Below are 18,095 nucleotides of genomic sequence, written 5' to 3' on the forward strand. Positions count from 1 at the left end.
TGAGTGGCACCTCCTGTCGATTCTGGAGCTTGCAAGGTCCCTAAGTTAAAAAGCCGCCTCCCAAATTTATGGGTAGGCGGCTTCATTATAACTGACTACTGATCTACAATTTACGGATTCACGTTAATGGTAAAAGTAGATGTATTATTCTTAATATTTGTTACCGTGTTCGTAATCTTTAGATTGTTGAAGGTTGCTGAGCCTCTGGCTGGACCTTGACCAGCCTCAGCAGCTTCATTCACCCAGATACCCACTCCGGATTTACTATCAAAAGCATCGCCGCTCTTCTGCGCACCGGTAATTGTAACATTATTAAAGATGGTATCTGTTACAGGGAATTGTGGAGTGGAACCTACATAGTTGGTCTGGAACATGATTCCATGATAGGTCGGATCAATGATATCCACATCATTGACTCGGATACCTTGGAAGACCTTGGAGGCCGAGAATACCCAGATCGCCGGGAAGGTCTGTGCCCCCCAGAAATGCCCACCTGCACGAACAATAGAAATATTCTCAAAATTCGTAGTCGGTGAAGCTCCGAAGCCATTCATCGGATATCCAAAGTCTAAAGAGCTGATTGTAATCCCGGAGTAGCAAAGTGTATCCGCAATATAAATGTTACGGAAGGTATTTGCGTATCCACCATAGACAGCTACACCAGCAGCACGCCAAGTCAAGATTGAAGTGAGGTTCTCATAGATGTTATCCTTCATATCTGCACCACCGGAATCAATCGCCGAGAACAATGCAAAGCTATCATCACCTGTTGCCCGTGCTTCAATATTAGACACGAGGTTATTCGTGCTTCCATTTGTCATATTGATGCCGTCAGCGAAGGTGTTACGGATACGAGAGTTTTTAATCACCATGTTATCGGTATTGGCTCCCCAGTACATACATACCTGATGTTCAGTCCAGATGTTGTCGATCGTAATGTTCGCCACATTGGAGAAATCAAATACTTTACCAGGACCGTCGATACGAGAAGTATAGTTTCCGAAATAAGCGAAATTCGCAAAGGTAGATCCATTCGCAGTATCACTTGCTCGGAATCCGACATCGGTATTCTCTTGGTTAGTTGGAGCAATGAACCTTGTATACCAAGGACCCGCACCGATAACCTTCACTGCCTTGCCGTAGACCTGAAACTTGTTAGAGGTCTGATAGTTTCCTGGTGGCAAATATACACCTACGAGATTTCCTGTGGTGTCCATCCGCACTCTATCAAGCGCATTTTGAACATCCTGATGCGTAAAGCCTGCAGGAACAGTGTATTTAGCCGGATCTGGATTAGCAATCGGTGAAACCTGCTCCAGACTGATGAAGTCGATGGCGTATTGAGAAGTGTTAGCGGTATCCTTTTGTAAACGGATCGTACTTCCTGCCGGAATGGTACTATCAAACATAATGTTAGCTTCATCATAAATATGCCGTGGAGAACCTGCGCTTGGCGAATTTCCAGGACTTGTCTCAGAACCGTACAACCATGCATATTTAGAGGTTAAGTTAATAGCTTTGCTAAAGACACCATTAACATAGATGTTAAGCGTAGCATTTGTGCCGTCACCACTCGCTGAATCTGGAATCGAGAAACGAGTAACCAGAGTGTTCGTGCTGGCTTTTGTCGTGAATTCAACATAGCTACCTGTGGTGTTCAGAGTGACTGCTCTTCTGCCTGAAGCCTCACCTGCAGGATCGCCGATGGTCCGGTTGGCTGAAAGCTTCACGGCCCCACCGCCAATAACTCCATCCTCAGCCTCATACATGTCGTAAGGCATGTTCGCACCTCGACCGATGAACAGTGACTGCGTCTGAATATTATTAGCCCGTTTTACAGGCAGCTCATTAGCATCTACTGCAATTTCACTCTTCACAGTATATTTGCCATTTCCTGCAGTCCAATTACCAAGAGCTACAGGCGCTGTGGTCACCCCACTTGCGATCACGCCGTTATAGGAGCCTGTTAGAGTCTTAACCACCGCATTCGTAGTAGCATCTAAAACCGTCAGAGTTATGTTATGCGCACCACTCGCGGAAGCTGCTGTACCTTGATTCTTAATGGCAACTGAGAAGCTTACAGTGTTGCCGCCTGCTGGATTGCCAGGTGTCCAACTGACGGAGGAAGCAACCAGATCAGAACTGGACACTGGAGCAATAATAAGGGAAGCCGGACTAGTAAAACTATTATTCCCCTCATTTGATTCAATCACTGTATTATTCTCATCGACCTTTGCACTTAATGAGTAGGTTGCTGCATCTTTTGCGCCCAAGTTAAGAGATACGCTAGTTGATGCGCCAGCAGCTAGAGCACCTACTGGACTAGTACCTACAAGGGTAGTGCCCAAATAAAAATTCACATTAGTTGCAGAAGATGCTAGAGATCCTATATTCTTAACTGTTGCAATAAGTGTAATGGCATCTGTCTCAATTGGAGAGGTTGGAGTCCATGTAAGAGCAGTCACCGTCAAATCTGGATTCGCAGATGGTGTACCAATTACCTGAAATTCAGCAATTTGTCCAGCACTTGAACCAGAGTTGGTAGTGATCTTTAGCTGCAATTCACTAGCCGTAGCCGTGACCGGAATCGTCACTGTATTGCCGGTTGCCGGATTAAAGGTATACACGGTCGCAGGTACAAGACTCGTAAAAGCCGTTGTATTCTGATTATGCCCAAGCACTTGAATGGTCTGAGTACGTGTCAACCACGCCGATGCAGGATTCAGTTTGAGAACAACCGATGTAACATCAGCATTGCTGCCCAAATTAACAGTTAATGTGTTCGGATAACTTCCCCCTGCCCCCTCCCAATAAGTAGTTACATCACCGTCATTCGCATTCGTCTGCACAAAGGTAAAGACCGAGGACGACGCAGTTATACTTTTGTTCAAAGCCAAATTTGAACCCGTCCCAGGTGTTGGAGTTACCGTTGGTGTCGGTGTTACTGTCGGTGATGGTATCGGTGTTGGCGTTGGTGTTGGGGTTACTGTCGGTGTTGGTGTTGGTGTTGGTGTTGGTGTTGGTGTTGGCGTTGGTGTGGCCGTTGGCATTGGGGTTGGCGTTGCCGTTGATGATGGTGTTGCTGTCGGTGCTGAAGATGGAGTAAGGATCAGGTTGTCCAGATTCACGTTTCCAGTATCACCAGCGTCATATTTATAAGTAATCGTATTAGCACCATCATTCAAGGCTAGCGTTTCAACCTTTGTGGACCATGTATTCCAGTTGGCCAGATTTAAAAGAGAAGATTGCTTTAATTTCGTCCCATTTACATAAATACTTACCGTTTTTGTGCTGCCTGAAGCATTTGCATATTTTAATGCGGCATCATAGTTTCCAGCAGAGGCAACATTAACACTAAAGGCAGTCGTTGCTCCTTGTGTCAAATAGCCATCTACAAATCCGGTTCCGGTATAACCGGTATGATCTGTATTGACTTTTGCTCCACCGGATAAAGCAGCATTCTCCGCTTCATATCCTGTTGTTGGAAGTGTCGTTGTGCTGCCATAAATCTCAAATTCCGATAACTGTGCTGCTGGCCATCCTGTATTTGCCGTGAAGTTCAATTTAACATATCTAGCACTCGCAGCTGTAAAATTAATGGTCACAGTATTAGATCCGCTTGCTGGATTAAAGGTGTAATTGGCAGAGGCTGCTAAATTAGTGTAAGTAGAATCATCAGAGCTTCCCTCCACCGACAACGTTTGGGTTCTTGTTTCCCAGTTCGTCGGCAGTTTTAGAACAACCTGATTGACACTGCTTACGTCGCCTAAGTCCACTTTAATCCATTGCGGGAATGCGTTACTTGCACTCTCCCAATACGTTCCTTGATTGCTGTCATTGGCATTAGTTGCTACATAAACATCGCCAAATGAGCTTGAAGTAATGCTTTTACCTTGGGCTAAATTCCCCGCAGCTAAACTCACCGAGGGGTACAACGCTAATTGACCTACAAACAATATTACAATCAAAAAATACATTACTGCCGACTTACCCGTAATTTTTTTAGAAGCTGCTATCATTAGAGAACCACCTCCCAAAGTTTTGTGAAGCTATGCAGCCAATAAGAATACGCTTTCAAAATAGTATTGTTATAGACATTCGCCTCCTAAAATGGACCTGATAGTTTTCAACGAGACTTAACAATCGCTTTATTATTAGCTGCCTGTCCTCCCGTATCCTTGACTCTGACTTCAATAAGTCACTGATCTATACCCAGAGGTTGACCACAAACTAACTAATAATGGTAATAATATAAGTTATAGGCAGGTGGACGTCGATGGCAATTTCTATGCTTAGTATGTGGGATATTACGTTCAACCAAATAAAAAAAGAAAGCTCCAGAGAGCACTGGGATTCCCCCTCAACTCTCCGAAGCTCGCCTTATATATTAAATCTAGCTACCAGCCCCTGTAGTCCATGAGCCATTAAGTTTAGTTCACTTGCAGAGGAAGCAATTTGTTCCACCGAAGCCCTTTGCTCTTGTGAGGCTGCCGACACATGTTGTGTACTCGCTGCAGTCGTTTCTGCAATTGTCGTAACACTTCGAAGCGATTCCACAATCTCTTCCGTAGCCGCTGTTATCTCTTCCACAGCTCCGGATACTTCCTGAACCTGCTCGGCTAGTGAATCTATAGATAACCGAATCTCACCAAAGGAACGTCCAGCCTGCTGAATAATCTCCGTGCCTCCCCTTACTTCACTCATACTACTCATCATGACTTTCATCGCATTATCTGCTTCACTTTGAATCCCGCTCGCCATTTCCGCAATTTGATTAGCGGATTCTGCGGATTGCTCTGCCAGCTTACGAACCTGGTCGGCAACTACAGCGAAGCCTCTCCCTTGCTTACCCGCGCGGGCTGCCTCAATTGTCGCATTTAACGCCAGCATATTTGTCTGCGAAGCAATCCCTTTTATAACTCCTACAACACTGCCAATTTCCTGTGATCGATTCACAAAGCCTTGGACTTGCTGTGACAAAGAATGTATAGATCGATTAATGGATTCCACCTGCTGCCCTGCTGCCTGAAGTGATTCATCTCCGGCAATAGCAAATGACGCAGAGCGATGCGAGGCTTCAGAAATATCCTGAACACTAGAGGCAATTTGACCGATTCCAATCGATATTTCTGAAATTGTTATTGTATTGGTCTGTAGATCATTCATCTGTTTAGCAGTTCCCGAAGCTACTTCACCCATAATATCCGATATTCGTTCTGTCGCACCTGCTGTCACTCCACTATCCGAGGTAAGATTTGTAGAGGAATTCGCGAGACTATTCGCCGATAGCTTCACTTGTTCAATCATCAAGCCCAAATTTTCTGTCATTTTATTAAAATTAAACGCCAGTTCACCAATCTCATCTTTTGACCGGACGTTTAGCTTGCGAGTAAGATCGGCATCTCCATCTGCAATCTCCTTCAGCTGTGTGTTCACATCACGAAGTGGTTTAATAATTCGTCCAGATATTAATAGTGCAAGAATTAGGGCAAGAACAACCGATAATCCGGTCACACCAAAGCTAGTAATCATAGCGTTATTACGATGGGCTTCTGCTTGACTCTGCCCGTTCTGTATTCCCTCCATGAGCATGCTCTGGAATACAATCTGAGATTCAATCATTGAATCTAAAGATAAATTGGTAAACTTCTTCTGCGCTTCCGGGAAGTTTCCGTCCTTGGCTATGGCGAAGGCTTCCTTCAAAACGATCAAATAATCATTCCATTTCCCCTTCAGCTCCGTTACACCCTTTAGTTCTTCTTCACTTAATCTAACACTCTCCAGCTCCTTGATGGCATTCTCAATCAATGGGAGCGTCTCTTCGTACTTAGACAGATATGATTTCCGCTCAGCCTCTGTGTTGCTCATCACATAACGAGCCCCTAGCTCATCTGCCGTACGAATTTTATCCGTTAATCCCTGTACAAGCGACAGTTTGTTCCAATTGCGATTGACCTGATCCGTCAGCATCGTAGCCTTTCCTTGAAACCATGTGTTTCCTGCTATTGCCACTAGAAAGACCACAATCACAGCAGTAAATCCCAATATCATTTTTCCGCGGATATTTCTGAACATCGTTGTTCCTCATCTCTATATGTATAGTAGGTTTCTAATTGGTACTTTTATCCTACTATCGTTCCCTTAAGCCACTCTGAATTTGAACTGAATGTTCGCTTAAAAAAACAAAAAGACCTCTACGTCCGGCCCAAGGCTGGAACTAATGGTCTTTAGAGATCTTTTTATTCGTATAAATTTCCGTTCGCCAGCTCAGCGAGCTTCCCTTCGTCCAGTACGCTTAGGCGTCCACGATTTCGTGTAATAATTCCTTCATCAATGAACCGACGCACGATCCGGTTAAGATGCCGATAACTTGTACCTAACAACTCTGCTGTCTCTATAAGGCTAGAGGTCCGAATCTCCTCCACACGTCGGTCACCGTTTTTATCGGCGAATAAAGACATCAAATAGCTGGCAAATCGATTCTCGACCGGATACAACAGGTTAAGTGCGGAGGCTTGACCGAGCGTATGCAATTTGTGACTAAGTTCCCCTACGAGAAAACGTAACAAAGCTGTATTTTCCTCAAGCTCTCTCAGCAGTAATCTTCTCCCGGCAAAAAGAATCAAGCTCTCACCCACAGACTCCACTTGATTCTTGACAGGAAAGCGATGAAGCAGCTCCACATCCCCAATCACTGATATCGGATTTGTAAACCGCACCAGCATAGATTTGCCGTTCGGCAGCAGTGTCTGAATTTTGAGCTTGCCCTCAACCAATATGAACATCCCATCCAACTGATCGCCAACCAAACACAGCTTCTCTTCATCCGTATAACGTCTCAATTCCATTTTATACGTGACTAGCGGGCTAAAAATTCCGTCCAGACCGTTCTTCACTGCCAAGGCACGGACAGCTTCACGGTCATTTATCGTTTGCATGTGGTGCCCCCTCTATTGTTTGCTCAAATAAGTGTAATTTAGAATACCCCACAAAAAAAGGACATATGTCCTTTTTAATAATATAAGAAAGTATAAGTTTCACACAATACAATATTTCTTATATTTCTCGCTTAACCACTTACCGACCTTATAAGGAAGCCGAAGGCGTTTATGCTTGTAAGGATATCCCAAAACATCTTACATCACAACAGAGTCCACACTATATCGGATCATATTCACTTTCTGATCTTGTAACCAAAATTCTAAATTCCGATGATTGATTTTATCCACATACCCGATAATATCAGCCCCTTGTTCCCCTCTTTTATAATAAGAAGAGCCATAAGCTTCAATCACATCATCTGTAGAAGACCCCACGTGAATACCTCTAGCAGTACTCATCTTCAGATCGGAATAGACGCTAATTAGAATGATTTTATCGTCACCACGCGCTGTGGCTACTGTTGTTTCGTTGTCCAAATGATAATATTGATACCGTTCAATATCGTCACGTGGTTTAGGTGCCTGGATGAGCGATTCGAGACTCTGAAGCAGCTGGATGTCTCCCAGACGTTCCTGCTCTAAATTGCTGCTGGATATATGAGAGTAATGACTTTGTCTTGGGGCATTGTATAAATAAATATGATAGATCCCATAACTTAAACCTACCGTAATAAAAATGATGATAAATAACCAGCCGTTACTAAATGGCTTTTTTCTCACTTTCCTCACACCTTCTTCTAACCTTTACTGTGCAAAATACTTCTCCAGCTCACGCTGCGCCTGATATTCCGGGAAATTAAAGGACTGCCACTTCCGCTCTCGCTGAGCACCATCCCACCATTTGTTTTTCAAAAATTGATCTAGCATCCCGTCTTCCTTACGACTGAACTTAATCAGAGAAGGGATGACTTCCGGTGACAGACCAACCAAATAATCTGCATCCAGCTTACCACTCACCTCATAACGCTCCATATTCTTATTAGCTATAATGACATCCATACCTATATAGTTCATAACAACATAAGAGGTCAGACCTAGCACAATATAACATTTAGCCAACGGCAAACGGGGCACTACAATCCGTACAGCTGCAAGAATCAACAGCAAACCCATAAATATCATAAATGCATGAACTAGGAAACGAATCGTAGTATATCCATACGCCTCTTCATATAGGGTTAGTCTAGTATAGGCAGAATACAACATGACAGTTGAACAGCCAACTAAGATATACAGCATAATATTAATGACTTTTTGGAGCAGTCCTCCCCTCTTTCCTTCTGATCCCAATGCCAGCATTAGAATCACGAAATTAATCGCGGTCACCATAATTAACTCGAAGAATCCACTACGAGCGTAATCAGCATAGGAACTACCCTCTGGTAACATCCCTTCCCAAGCTCCAAACAAGTAAGAAAATTGGACGAATACGAACAGAACATATACCGTGTTAATGGCTATAAGAATTGTCGTCATAATTACTGGATCAACCTTAAAGGTCACAGGCGCCTGCACAGGTCCGTACTCCCTTGGTTGCACATTCCAGTCATAGACCTTCGAATCTACAAAGCCCCATACTAAGCCGAACAATCCCATGCCTATCAGGAGTACCCATAACGTCCGTACAATAATTTCACCAAATGAAATTCGATCCAGCATATTTGGCAGCCATATTAGCACAAGATGAAACACACCATCGGCCGAGGCCAGCAGGGTAATCACAACAAGCAGTATCGGTAAAGAGATCGCAAGTCCTGTAAACACTTTCCCCAGCACTTGCTTGCGTCCATCCTTCACCTTACTATCACTGCTACTTTTGACGTCCTTGAACACAGTACCCCAGTGGCGAAAGTTCTGGGGAAGCAAATGCTCTAGTGTATCCCAAAGTATTCTGAATTGACTCCAAGAGGGGCGTTTATCACTTAGCAAATAAGTCATATGTAATAATATCAGCACAGGGATTACTAATAGGTTCAACCCAAAGTAGAAAAGATTATGAAACAACACATAGGTCATTGAGAGTAGAAAAATCGCTCCAAACCAGAAATAACTGAGTTTGGTCAGTTTGCGCATTTTAGCCTTAGCGTAATAAAGCATATAAACATAAAACAGACAAACGAAGATAGGATAAGAAACACCTGGCAACTTTCCGTAGAACAACAACTGATGAACAATCGCCAGTAAGAAGGCAACAATTAAAGCGGCAAGTGATCGATTAAGCTTAAGCTCCGTTTCATCGGTCATGGTAAACCCCCCCATATTCTTACTTTCTTATCCTTATTCTAAGTGATAAAATAAGAAAAAAAAGAGAAAGAATTTTTTAATAATTTCCTATTTTCTGAAAGGGACTTAAACCATGAAGCTGCATAGCCAATATTTAAAGCTGCACTCGCAGTTTGGGGGAGTCACAGAAATCTCAGTTACGATGGATGAGCTAGCCTTGACCTTCGGATGTACACACCGCAATGCCATGCATATTGTGAATAAAATGATGCAGCTGGAATGGGTCCAATGGACGCCGAAGCGCGGACGTGGAAGTCGTTCCTTATTACAGTTCCTTGTCCCTTCCGAAGAAATTGCGCTTCAATCCATGATGCAGGCTATCAGCCGTAAAGATGTTCACAAAGCTATTGATGGCATCAAAACCCATGCCAGCTCTTCCTCGCTGCAGGATACTTTACAAGGCTGGCTGCTGACCTATTTTGGTCATCATTCCGAAATCCGAAGTGACAAACAGATTGATACCCTGCGGCTTCCCATCACCCAGCAGCTACATACCTTCGACCCGCTTCATATGAATCTATTGGCAGAGTCTTTTGTTTCCAGTCATGTCTTCGACGGATTAGTGAGACGCAGCGGGGAACGGGATAAGATTGTGCCTAGTCTTGCTCATGCCTGGGAAGTGGATGAGAGCCGTACGATTTGGACTTTTTTTCTTCGCAAAGAAGTGCTGTTCCATCATGGAAAAGTACTGACGGCAAAAGATGTAGTCTATTCCTTGGGACGGCTGATGCAAACCTCAAAGCGGACACTCTATAGCTATATTTTCAAAGAAATCCAGCAAGTTATCGCACTAAATCCATCCACCGTTCAAATTACACTTAAACAGCCCAATGAGCTATTCCTCCCTTTCTTGTGTACGAGTAGAGCGGCAATTGTTCCGCGTGATTTAGAAGGAATGGACGAACCTAGCTTTGGCCGCAGACCTGTGGGGACAGGACCATTTAAGGTTGTGGACATGAATGAGGACACTTGTGTGCTGGAGGTTTTTCCTTATTATTTTCTAGGAAGAGCTCATTTAGATCGAGTCGAAATAATGTATGTTCCGTGGGATACTACGTCCGATTCCTCAGATACTGGCTCGGCTTTTCATGTGATTCAGAATCCTTCATCCAACAATTCTTCTTCTTGGAGTCGGATTCATTCAGAGTCCTACATCCGTAAATTTGTTACCTGCAACACACAAAAAAAAGGACCGCTTAGCGACCCCCTTCTTCGGGCAAAGATCGTATCCTGTTTAAAAGATGATTCAGAGTCTGTAACGCTTAAGTCGATGGAAGACCTTGAGGTCACCTTGCAAATAACCACCATTCCGCAATATGCTAACGATGCTGAATGTATTGCTGCTAAACTAGAGCGTCAAGGTTATCCGTGTACGGTTGTTTCCGTGTCTCCAGAGGAGTTCAAGGGCCCGATCCGACTGGAGTCCGACCTGATTGTTTTTTCATTATTTCGTGACGAGGATGAACAGCTTCGTTTATTTGATCTATATCTCACGCTTTCCCAGCATATAGAACCGCATACTCGTGCGGATATTGAAGGCTGGCTCTATACCATTGCACGAGAACCTAACCCTGAGGCTAGATCCGAGAGCTTTAGTATGATCGAGAACCGTCTTCTTGAGGAACATCATCTGCACATCTTGTATGAAAAACCCACCCAAACTGCTTATCTCCCCTCGGTCCGAGGCGTGAGCTTCAATAGTCAGGGCTGGGTTGATCTTCGTCATTTGTGGTTCCCGCCGCTGCTTTCCAGCGACAGCACTTCATGATATAAGCAATGCCCAGTCGATTCCCGAATCATCGGAGCCCTTTTCCAATCAAATTGGCAGAAACTGGCTCTTTCCCGATTTCCCTTGCCCAAACGGACAACTGTCCGACATGATGAATTTCATGAGCGATCACATGGCGCATCACTTCACCCCAAGTATCTGTCACGATCCGGCCATCCGCCAGGTGATCCTCAAACATATTCTGCTCCAAACCCGCATGCCAAGAAAGTACAAAGGGCTCTACATCGGGCCGGAATTTCGCATCCAGTTCTCTTACCTGCTGCAAAGACTTGTAATGTTCGAAATCCTCCTGAAAATCCGGTTTACCTTGCAACACTTGAATCCAGCTCCACTCCACATCAACAATATGAAAGAGAGTCTTCAATATGCTGCCTACACCACCAGTACGTGTCCCAAGCAACTCTTCTTCAGAAATACTCTCACACCACTCGTACCATTGTTCACGAACCATCCAGTTATATTGAAAGAATGTTTGCAGATCAAGGCCTCCTTTTAATGGGAACTTAGATATTTTCGGTATCCTTCCACCTTCTCATCTCTATACCCTAACGATTCATAAAAAATATGCGCTTCCTTACGCTTCTCTCCAGAGACTAAAATGATATAAAAGCAGTCTTTCTCCTGAGCTATTTCTTCAATGGCGAGCATCAGTTTTTTGCCCACACCTTGACGACGGGCACGCGATGAAACTACCACATTCTCAATCACCATAAACGGTTTGCAATCTCCTATTAGATCATGACAAATGATACCCATCAAAGACCCCATCAACTCCCCGTCCACAAAAGCGCCCAACAATATGTACCGACGATCTGTCTTAATCACTTTAAATACTTGTTCCATTTTATTAAGATCAGAAGGTTGATTCATTAGCTCCTGATATAAATCACCAAGTTCATGGAGAGACTCCAACTCTATTTCTTTAATAACCACCATGGATATTCAACCTGCTTTCTTTAATTTAAGAATCTTTTTCATATATGCTCCACTATTTACGAACCTTCAGTTCAAATTCATCCTTCTGCCCATCCCACTCTACAACAACCTTAATAATCGAGTCCTCGTGTTCAAACGCCCCGCTTCCAGCTCTTTCGGACTTCAGCTCGCTTTTTCTTACTCCCTCGACATCTTCTAAGGTTTTACTTCCTCCACCTGATGTTCCCTTGAAGCTATATTTAAAAGAATTAATCTTATCAAGATCCGTTTGCTCACCTTTATATTTAAGCTCAAATGTAGATTGCTGCGAGGTTTCATAATCTGGTCTCTCACCCTTTTTATCGATGAACTTCTCCTTTGCCTTTTGAACATATTCAGCCGACCATACTTTTCCTTCACCTGTAAATGTGTAATTGTGTTTATAGGTAGTTGTATTGCAGGCAGCAAGAAGAACTATGATTATTCCAGACAGCATCAGTGCGGATAGCCTCTTAATCATTATAGATCCCTCCCGATTCTGATAAAAAGCGAATAGTAACTGTTGTCCCCTTACCTTTAGAGCTATTATAATAAATTTCCCCACCATATTTTTCTACAATATTAAAGCAAATCATTAACCCTAAACCGGTTCCATTACTTTTTAATGAATAAAAAGGCGTGCCCAGCGACTTAACCTCAGCCTCGGACATCCCACTTCCTTCATCGGTGATCATGATCTCGATAAAATTATTATTTCTATTTGCTATGACTGAGACGGATTTCCCTACATCCGAGGCTTCTAGCGCATTTTTTATAATATTAATGAGTAACTGCTTAAACTCAATTTTATTAATGGAAATAAAACAATCTTCCTCTACCTTTATATCGATTTGGTTATCAGATAGCATGGCATAGGAATGAAGCAGACCCGTAACACTTTGAAGGACATCCTTCACATCTACTTTCTCTAGTCTCTGATCTCCATTTGGTTTGGATAGGGTTAGAAATTGAGAGATAATCTGTTCTACTGTGTTTAATTCATCAATCATTAAGTTGAACTTACTTTTTTTAGAATCATCAAATGAATCGTCCTCTTTGAATAATTGCAAAAAACCTCTAACCACAGTTATAGGATTTCGAATTTCATGAGCAACAGCAGCTGTTAATTGTCCTACCATCTTTAACCGCTCGGATTGCTGTAATTGTTCATAATACAGTTGCTGCTTTTTCATCCGTTTAAATGATAAATGGAAAATGAAAAATAATAATGCTTGAACAGCTATTATATTTATAATGTTGCCTATAATGTCATGATGTAAATAAGTATATAATTCACCTTTATCAATAAAGATGACATAACTAAAAGTAATTACCATCAATATTCCATTTATAATAAAGGAAAAGTAGAACAATTTTAAATCGAAAAATAGTATAGAAAGTGCAGGAATTAGGCAAATCAAAATATAGGTGGTCCAAGTTTGAGGATATAAAAAGAAAAGCGTATAGAAGTAAGCAAATCCAAAAAGAATGATGATCTTTCTAAAGGTATATGTCTCATACTTAGGATAGATCCATAAACTAATGGATAGAATCATCACGCACAAAAATTGTACAATGTATCCAAAATTAATCCCTTTCAACTCTGTTGTAGACAGTATTAATCCAGATATCATAAGGGTAATGTTTAATAACATTACAATGTAATAGATTTTTCGATTCACCTGACTGTAAAACTCTTTCATGAATTCACCACTTCTATATTAATTTAACCCTTTTTTGGATACTACCCTCTCTAGAGGCAAAATTTAAGGGCACCCACTTGGATGCCCTTTCTACATCTCATACATTATTGTAATTATATCAGCCACTTTACTAAAATGGGAATAAATACTTTTAGCCCTAATTATGATACGCCTCTCAGTTATGTGTCAATGTATAAAAAAATAGACTGCTCTCTCACTAAGCAAAGCAGTCCATTTATAGTATCGCTTTTATTCCATATCCTTATCAATATCCTTAGGGATCCGGCGGGCTACGTCCGTTGCAATAGCTGCATGGATCACTGCCAGACGCACTAACTCTACCACTTTTTCGTTAAAAATACTTGGGATTACGTATTGCTCATTAACCTCATCCGGATGAACGACTGAAGCAATCGCTTTTGCCGCGGCCAGCTTCATTTCAAGGTTCACTGTTTTTGCTCTGCAATCCAGTGCGCCACGGAAAATACCCGGAAAACACAGCACATTGTTGATCTGATTCGGATAGTCACTTCTACCTGTCGCTAACACGCGAACAAAAGGCTCGGCCAATTCTGGTTCAATCTCCGGTGTCGGATTAGCCATTGCAAACACAATGTTATCGCTGGCCATACTCTTGAGATGATCGACGGATAGAATCCCACCACGTGACACCCCAATAAAGACATCTGCTCCCTGCATAACCTCCGTCAGTCCACCTTCAATACCTTCCGGGTTAGTTGCATCAGCAAGCTTCCGCCATTCCTGATTATCATACTGAAGATCTTTTCTAAGAACACCTTCACGATCTACCGCGTAGATTTTGCGAGCTCCTGCCGCCAGAAGCATATTACAGATGGACACACCAGCCGCACCTATACCCACAACGACAATTCGAACATCTTCGATAGATTTATTTACTACTTTAAGCGCATTCAAAAGACCTGCCAAAACTACAACAGATGTACCGTGCTGATCATCATGAAATACCGGAATATCCAGCTCTTCGGCAAGCCGACGTTCAATCTCGAAACAGCGCGGAGAACTGATATCTTCTAAGTTGATTCCCCCAAATCCAGGAGATACTGCTTTAACGATATTAATGATTTCATCTGAATCTTTAGTATTTAAGCATAGTGGAAAAGCATCGATGTTCGCTAATTGCTTAAACAGCATAGCCTTACCTTCCATAACAGGCATAGCCGCTTCCGGTCCAATATCCCCTAGTCCAAGCACAGCCGTTCCGTCTGTAACGACGGCTACTGTATTCCGCTTCATCGTCAAAGAATAGGCTTTGTTCGGATCTTCGGCAATCGCCGTACACACTCGGGCAACTCCCGGTGTATACACCAGCGATAAATCCTCCCGATTTTTGATAGGCATTTTAGGTGTGATTTCAATTTTTCCGCCAAGATGAGCTAGAAAAGTTCGATCTGATACATTAATTACTTTGACTCCTGGCATCTTCGATAGTATAGACATCATTTCTCCATTCGAGGCATCTTGCACGTTTATTGTTATATCTCGAGTTGTTACATCCTTACCTGCACGAATCACGTCAATAGCAACGATATCTCCACCTGCAGTGGCAATTCCTGAAGCAACATCACCAAAAGAAGCAACCGATTTCCGAATTTCGAGCCTGACAATCATCGTTGTTGCAATAGCCATGAATTAGCCTCTCTTTCTTCAACCCTAAGATTTCAAATACACTATACTATACCATTTAAACAAACTTTCTTCCTATTGAATAGATCACCTTAGTATTTTTCTTAAGATAGTATTCCCTTCGGCACCCGGACCAAATACATCAGGGATTGTAGCGACGGGCACAAAGCCGTTTTTACCGTAAAAAGCAATCACATCATAATCTTCTGCATAGGTCAGCATAAGTAAACAGTAAGCTCCCCTGCTCTTAACAACTTCTTCTACATGCTGTAGTAAAATACCTCCTATTCCTTTTCTGCGATGATCTTTACATACTCCAATATCTAGGACTTCGGCTCTTGCTCCAAGCGCGGGAATGCCAATCGGTGCCTCCTCATGCAGAACGGCAACAATACCAAAAGCATCGTCTTGTTCATTCTCATGATAGGCATAAAACAACGCCCCCCGCTGAAAATGTGATTGTATGCGACGTCTCAGCCACTGCTCATGGTTAGGATTGTTTCTATCCAGATGGATATGTTCAACCTCAGCTAAGAGTTCCAAATACGGTTCGATCTCATGTTCACGAATTAACTTTATAATAGACATTTCAACAATTCTCCCTTAAAAACAAGTTGTATACCAGCAGTCTGAACTTAACACGTCCACTGTACAAATAACATGGATAGTTCGATTATAATGTTACAATACACAACCAAAGAGTCCTACACTACGTCTAACTTGCGTTATATCATAGACAATGACGAGTTGACTGATCAGAATAAATATTATATACATGTCTTACCTATAACGTAGTTGAAGGAGCTTACACTTAATGACAGAATCATTTCAAGCATTAGTTGTCGACAAAACAGAATCATCGTTCTCCGTCGCTGTTAAGCCGGTTACCTTAGAAGAACTACCCGCAGGAGAAGTTGTAATTAAGGTTGCATACTCCAGTGTGAATTATAAAGACGGATTAGCCAGTATCCCTAACGGAAAAATTGTAAGATCATACCCTTTTATTCCAGGCATCGACTTATCCGGTACTGTGGTGTCTTCTACAGACGAGCGGTTTCATGAAGGACAACAAGTTATCGCTACAGGGTATGGTATGGGTGTATCTCACTTTGGAGGATATAGCGAATATACACGAATTCCTGCCGCTTGGATCACCCCACTTCCGGAAGGACTTACACTAAGAGAAGCCATGATCTATGGTACAGCTGGACTAACTGCAGCCTTGTCCATTCAAGCTCTGGAAGACAATGACTTAGCACCAGACAAAGGCAAAGTACTCGTAACGGGAGCGACCGGTGGTGTGGGTGGATCGGCTATCGCTATGCTTAGCACAAAAGGCTATAGCGTAGTGGCCAGCACTGGTAATACAGAAGCTAACGAATATTTGAAAACTCTTGGCGCGGAAGAAGTCATTTCACGCGAAGAGGTTACGGGCTTATCTAGCAAACCATTAGAGAAGCAACTATGGCAAGGTGCTGTAGATTCCGTTGGCGGAAACTCACTTGCGTCGATTTTGAGTAAAATCTCCTACAGAGGTTCTGTTGCTGCAAGCGGCCTGACCGGTGGCACTTCTGTTCCAACTACCGTCCTTCCCTTTATTCTTCGGGGGGTTAACCTGCTCGGTATTGATTCCGTAGAGTGTCCTGCTGAGCTACGCGAAAAGGTGTGGACACGGATGGCGACTGATTTGAAGCCTGCACAGCTTGAGAACCTTGTAGATCGTGAAGTAACCTTGAATGAACTGCCACAAGCATTGGAAGATATTCTGCAAGGAAACACACGAGGCAGAGTGCTTGTCCGTTTATCTTAAGCACTAACAAGAAAACCTCCCGGGAGATTTAATCTCAGGAGGTTTTTTGTTGTTACTCTTGATTATTTGAATATTGATAATTCGGCTGTTGTTGTACATAAGGCTGTTGGCGATAGTGCTGTTCATAGCCTTGAGTGTAGTATCCTTGCATTGGGTAAGGCTGATAATTAAATGCTTGCGTCGCTGGAGGCATTTGTGAAGATATAGGAATGGGCTGAGCTTGCATATGAGCATATGGCTGCATGTTTGGATGCATGTTAGGTTGCATATTTGGTTTCATATTTGCATGCATATTCATATTAGGAGCCATATTCGGGGCCATATTATTGACTCCCTTTACTTTATCTTCTTCACAGCAGTCGGCAGGTGGGCCGATAAAGGTGCCAGGTTTAATAGGAGCTAACGCTTCCTTTACCAATGCTTCATTCAAACAGTAAGTATGGGCCAATACATTTGCCGGAGTTTTGCTCAAAATATCCGAACCTAAGATAACCTCAGGAATAGGTGCGTCAAAAATGGCAAGCAGATGTGTATTATCGACAGTAGCTACTTCATAATGCCACCAGCCTTGCGGCACATTCGCCACTTGACCTGGACATATTGGGAAATGAAGAAGTTCATTTGTAAACGGATTGAGTATAGACACTACTGCTGAACCGCAGATACAATAGACAAGCTCTGCCGCATTTTGATGATAATGAGGCTCCACCACATTCGATTTGCTAAGAAAAATATCAAGGAGTGAGGTATTCTCCAGTGTGTTCAGCTGCTTAACCGACAGCAAATTAATGTAGTTGTTGGCATCCTTTTTAAAGAGAGTATTAGTGTTCACATCGAAAGTAAATTGTGTATCAGGGGACGTATAATCCATGTATGAAGTCACTGTTTATTCCTACCCTTCTGTTCCCGTAAATTTTTGATTTCCTAGAACAACATATGCGTTTGCCTAT

13 protein-coding genes and 1 pseudogene are annotated in these 18,095 nt (G+C 42.7%); 2 read left to right on the plus strand and 12 right to left on the minus strand.

Annotated elements, in window-relative coordinates:
• Nucleotides 1-110 precede the first annotated feature (110 nt).
• From MKX35_RS22995 to MKX35_RS23015, 5 genes are all read right to left on the minus strand, one after another.
• Nucleotides 111-4,019 carry a galactose-binding domain-containing protein gene (locus tag MKX35_RS22995; RefSeq protein ID WP_076298423.1) on the minus strand — a complete coding sequence of 1,303 codons (3,909 nt, stop codon included), beginning with the start codon at nt 4,017-4,019 and terminating at the stop codon, nt 111-113.
• A 361-nt stretch (nt 4,020-4,380) separates the two neighbouring features.
• Complete coding sequence (locus MKX35_RS23000; protein ID WP_076298424.1) at nt 4,381-6,075, minus strand: methyl-accepting chemotaxis protein; 1,695 nt, start codon at nt 6,073-6,075, stop codon at nt 4,381-4,383.
• 164 nt (nt 6,076-6,239) lie between these two features.
• Nucleotides 6,240-6,938: a Crp/Fnr family transcriptional regulator gene (locus MKX35_RS23005; protein WP_076283011.1), complete on the minus strand. Its 699-nt coding sequence runs from the start codon at nt 6,936-6,938 to the stop codon at nt 6,240-6,242.
• 198 nt (nt 6,939-7,136) lie between these two features.
• A complete protein-coding gene (locus MKX35_RS23010) occupies nt 7,137-7,661 on the minus strand; it encodes a hypothetical protein (RefSeq protein ID WP_076298425.1) in 525 nt (174 codons plus the stop codon).
• A gap of 24 nt (nt 7,662-7,685) precedes the next feature.
• Complete coding sequence (locus MKX35_RS23015) at nt 7,686-9,185, minus strand: DUF4153 domain-containing protein (protein ID WP_076298426.1); 1,500 nt, start codon at nt 9,183-9,185, stop codon at nt 7,686-7,688.
• A gap of 112 nt (nt 9,186-9,297) precedes the next feature.
• Here MKX35_RS23015 and MKX35_RS23020 point away from each other — a divergent pair, with 112 nt between their 5' ends.
• Nucleotides 9,298-10,992 carry an ABC transporter substrate-binding protein gene (locus MKX35_RS23020; RefSeq protein WP_076298427.1) on the plus strand — a complete coding sequence of 565 codons (1,695 nt, stop codon included), beginning with the start codon at nt 9,298-9,300 and terminating at the stop codon, nt 10,990-10,992.
• Nucleotides 10,993-11,020: 28 nt separating this feature from the next.
• Here MKX35_RS23020 and MKX35_RS23025 read toward each other — a convergent pair whose 3' ends face one another.
• The 6 genes from MKX35_RS23025 to MKX35_RS23050 all read right to left on the minus strand — a co-directional run bounded on the left by MKX35_RS23025 (nt 11,021) and on the right by MKX35_RS23050 (nt 15,923).
• On the minus strand, nt 11,021-11,491 hold the full coding sequence (locus tag MKX35_RS23025) for a DinB family protein (protein WP_076298428.1): 471 nt from the start codon (nt 11,489-11,491) through the stop codon (nt 11,021-11,023).
• A 14-nt stretch (nt 11,492-11,505) separates the two neighbouring features.
• Nucleotides 11,506-11,949 (minus strand): GNAT family N-acetyltransferase, encoded by a 444-nt coding sequence (locus MKX35_RS23030; RefSeq protein WP_076298429.1) that lies wholly within the window; start codon nt 11,947-11,949, stop codon nt 11,506-11,508.
• Between the two features lie 52 nt (nt 11,950-12,001).
• Nucleotides 12,002-12,448: a hypothetical protein gene (locus MKX35_RS23035; RefSeq protein ID WP_076298430.1), complete on the minus strand. Its 447-nt coding sequence runs from the start codon at nt 12,446-12,448 to the stop codon at nt 12,002-12,004.
• Nucleotides 12,441-13,670, minus strand: coding sequence for a sensor histidine kinase (locus MKX35_RS23040; RefSeq protein WP_076298431.1), 1,230 nt, complete (start codon nt 13,668-13,670; stop codon nt 12,441-12,443). The genes MKX35_RS23035 and MKX35_RS23040 overlap by 8 nt, the downstream gene beginning before the upstream one ends.
• Before the next feature lie 249 nt (nt 13,671-13,919).
• Nucleotides 13,920-15,338, minus strand: a complete 1,419-nt coding sequence (locus tag MKX35_RS23045) for an NAD-dependent malic enzyme (RefSeq protein WP_076298432.1) — start codon at nt 15,336-15,338, stop codon at nt 13,920-13,922.
• A gap of 84 nt (nt 15,339-15,422) precedes the next feature.
• Nucleotides 15,423-15,923 carry a GNAT family N-acetyltransferase gene (locus tag MKX35_RS23050; RefSeq protein WP_076283019.1) on the minus strand — a complete coding sequence of 167 codons (501 nt, stop codon included), beginning with the start codon at nt 15,921-15,923 and terminating at the stop codon, nt 15,423-15,425.
• 226 nt (nt 15,924-16,149) lie between these two features.
• Here MKX35_RS23050 and MKX35_RS23055 point away from each other — a divergent pair, with 226 nt between their 5' ends.
• The gene (locus tag MKX35_RS23055) at nt 16,150-17,145 is read left to right on the plus strand and encodes an acrylyl-CoA reductase family protein (protein WP_076298433.1); all 996 of its coding nucleotides are present in this window, start codon (nt 16,150-16,152) and stop codon (nt 17,143-17,145) included.
• Between the two features lie 295 nt (nt 17,146-17,440).
• On the opposite strand, the pseudogene MKX35_RS23060 reads toward MKX35_RS23055, so the two are convergent.
• Nucleotides 17,441-18,028: pseudogene (locus MKX35_RS23060) on the minus strand (cupin domain-containing protein); the annotation flags it as partial.
• Between the last annotated feature and the right edge of the window lie 67 nt (nt 18,029-18,095).

This window comes from Paenibacillus sp. FSL R5-0923 (assembly GCF_038009145.1).
In the GTDB taxonomy this organism is placed as follows: Bacteria; Bacillota; Bacilli; order Paenibacillales; family Paenibacillaceae; genus Paenibacillus_AQ.